We start from the raw sequence: 2852 nt of genomic DNA, 5'->3' as shown, positions 1-2852 counted from the left end.
TGAGCACCTCGAGAGTGTCGTACTGCTGGATGACTGCGGGGATGAGTCCGCGCTCGTCGTACGTGAGCACCGGCAGGTCCATCGCTACTCCCCTTCCACGTCAGGGGCGGCCAGGTGCCGCTTTCCCTCCATCGACTCGATCGCTATCTCGATGACCGTCGTCCGCGCGAGTGTGGCATCGGGGATGCCGTCGCCGGTGCTGTCGTACTGGCGCATGATCACGTCGAGCCCCGCACGCTTCTCGTCGGCTGACGAAAGCACGCGCGCCGTCCCGTATCCGATGACGCTCCGGAACCGCGCGGTGAAGCCGCATGCCTTGTCGGCGCGGATGATTGTGCACTCGTCGGCCTCGAAACAAACGCGCGGATCACGAGCGATCGCATCAAGGCGCCGACCCTCAGCGGGACCGTGCACGTAGAGGAGCCCATCCGCGTAGCCGAAGTTGACGGGCACCACATACGGGCCGTCGTCGTCGACCATTCCAAGGCGCAGTACCTCCGCCGTGGCGAGGAACACCCTGGTATCGTCGGGCGACATCCGGTGATCGTCTCTGCGCATTGCTCGCATCGTCGCCTACATCCTCACCGGCACGCCGTGGGCAGCCATCGCTTCTTTGACCTGACGGATGCTGAAGGTGCCGAAGTGGAACACACTTGCGGCCAAGACAGCGTCCGCGTCGGCTTCGATGACGATCTCCGCAAAGTCATCGAGCTCGCCCGCGCCCCCGCTCGCGATCACAGGGATGTTGACTGCGCGCGTGACCGCGCGCGTGAGCGGGATGTCAAAGCCGTCCTTCGTGCCGTCGCGATCCATGCTAGTGAGGAGGATCTCGCCGGCACCGCGGCGCTCGACCTCCTCCGCCCACGCAACGGCATCGATGCCGGTGTTCGTGCGACCTCCGGAGACGAAGACCTCCCAACGCTCGGAGCCAGCGACACGCCGGGCATCGATCGCCACGACGATGCACTGGGAGCCGTTCTGGCGCGAAGTCTCGGTGATAAGGTCGGGCGCTGCAACGGCTGCTGAGTTCATCGAGATCTTGTCGCAACCCGCCGACAGCATCGCGCGGATATCCGCAGAAGAGCGCATACCGCCGCCAACCGTGTACGGGATGAAGACCTCCTCGGCGGTACGGCGCGCCACTTCCAGCATGAGCGGACGCTCCTCGTGCGTGGCGGTGATGTCGAGGAAGACGAGTTCGTCGGCACCCTCGCGATCGTAGATAGCGGCAAGCTCGACAGGATCGCCGGCATCGCGAAGGTTAACGAAGTTGACGCCCTTTACGACGCGTCCCTCATGAACGTCGAGGCACGGGATGACGCGTTTGGTGAGCACGCGACTACGCCTCTTCGCCGTGGCCGGCTTGAATCGCGTCCGCGAGGGTAAAGCTGTTCTCGTAGAGCGCCTTCCCGACGATGACACCCTCAAGCTGCTTCCCGATCGTATGAAGATCGCGGATGTCATCAAGATTGGAGACGCCGCCCGAGGCCGTCATCGGGATGTCGATCTGCCCTCCGAGCGCGCGGTAGGCGCCGTAGTTCACGCCGGTCTGCATGCCATCCTTCGAGATGTCGGTGTATGCAAGGCGCTTCACGCCGAGGAGTTCGAGTTCTCGCACAAGCTCAAGCACGCCGTACTCGGTACCCTCGCGCCAGCCGTTGATGGCGACCTTGCCGTCCCGCGCGTCGATCCCGGCGACAATCGAGCCGCCGAAGCGCTCGCACGCCTCGGTCACAAGCCCGGGCTGCGTCACAAGCGCGGTGCCAAGTACCATCCGGCGTACGCCAACTCCCGCGAGCCGCTCGAGCACCGCCATCGAGCGCAGGCCGCCGCCGGTCTGAACCGGCACGCCGAGCGCGACGATACGCTCGAGAACCTCGATGTTCTTCGGGTCGCCAGTGACCGCGCCGTCGAGATCGACAACGTGGAGCCATTCGGCGCCCTGCGCGATCCACTGGTGCGCCTGATCGACGGGGTCGTCGTTGTAGACGGTGACAGCATCGAGACGTCCCTGCAGGAGCCTGACTGCCTTGCCGTCGAGAATGTCGATCGCGGGAAAGACGATCATCGGGTGCCCCTCTCGGTAACGATGGAACCGAAGTTCGCAAGCAGTTTAAGCCCCGTCGTCGAGGACTTCTCGGGATGGAACTGCACGGCATAAGCGGATCCGGACTCGACCGCGGCCGCGAACGGCACGCCGTACTCCGTACGTCCGATGATACAAGATGCATCGTCGGGCCGCAGACGGTACGAATGCACGAAGTAGAACGCTGTCTCAGGCGCAATCCCATCAAACAGGCGGCTCTCGCGCGGGTACTCGACCGTGTTCCAGCCGATGTGCGGGATCTTCACACCGCCCGGGAGTCGTTCGCAGCTTCCCGGCACGATGCCGAGGCCCTCCCACTCCCCGTCTTCGAGCCCGACCGTCGCCAGGAGCTGCATCCCCAGGCAGATGCCGAGAAACGGCTCGCCGTCATCTACGCGAGAGACGATGATATCCCAGAGACCGCTTGCCTTGAGGTTCGCGCTCGCATCGCGAAACGCACCGACACCCGGCAACACGATGCCGTCGGCCGCACTCAGCACTGCAGGGTCGTCCGTGACCACGATGTCAGCGACGCCTGCGTGCTCGAAGCCCTTCTGCACGCTGCGCAGGTTGCCCATCTTGTAGTCGACGATCGCGATCACAGGGAGCCCTTCGTGCTGGGCACGCCGACGACGCGCGGGTCGATCTCGACGGCCTCGCGCAACGCACGCGCGACGGCCTTGAACGCAGCCTCGATGATGTGGTGTGCATTGTCGCCCGCCAGCTTGTGAACGTGCAGCGTGATGCCGGCATTCGTCGCGAACGC

The 2852-nt window shown here is 64.7% G+C and carries 4 protein-coding genes and 1 pseudogene; all 5 read right to left on the bottom strand.

Going from position 1 to position 2852, the window contains the following annotated elements; translation table 11 throughout:
* Positions 1-84: 84 nt before the first annotated feature.
* Entirely contained in the window at positions 85-537 is a 453-nt protein-coding gene (locus Q8S38_RS02890; RefSeq protein ID WP_305678923.1) for a pyridoxamine 5'-phosphate oxidase family protein, read from the bottom strand.
* Positions 538-573: 36 nt separating this feature from the next.
* Positions 574-1335: an imidazole glycerol phosphate synthase subunit HisF gene (gene hisF, locus Q8S38_RS02885; RefSeq protein WP_305678922.1), complete on the bottom strand. Its 762-nt coding sequence runs from the start codon at positions 1333-1335 to the stop codon at positions 574-576.
* 4 nt (positions 1336-1339) lie between these two features.
* Complete coding sequence (hisA, locus tag Q8S38_RS02880; protein WP_305678921.1) at positions 1340-2068, bottom strand: 1-(5-phosphoribosyl)-5-[(5-phosphoribosylamino)methylideneamino]imidazole-4-carboxamide isomerase; 729 nt, start codon at positions 2066-2068, stop codon at positions 1340-1342.
* Positions 2065-2688 carry an imidazole glycerol phosphate synthase subunit HisH gene (gene hisH / locus Q8S38_RS02875; protein ID WP_305678920.1) on the bottom strand — a complete coding sequence of 208 codons (624 nt, stop codon included), beginning with the start codon at positions 2686-2688 and terminating at the stop codon, positions 2065-2067. Before hisH ends, hisA begins: the two co-directional genes overlap by 4 nt.
* A pseudogene (locus Q8S38_RS02870) lies at positions 2685-2852 on the bottom strand (imidazoleglycerol-phosphate dehydratase); the annotation flags it as partial. The pseudogene Q8S38_RS02870 and the gene hisH, both read right to left, overlap by 4 nt.

It is taken from the genome of Allobosea sp., from assembly GCF_030695125.1.
In the GTDB taxonomy this organism is placed as follows: domain Bacteria; phylum Pseudomonadota; class Alphaproteobacteria; order Rhizobiales; family Beijerinckiaceae; genus Allobosea.
Note: the sequence above shows the minus strand (reverse complement) of the source record. Positions and strands in the feature narration are given on the sequence as shown.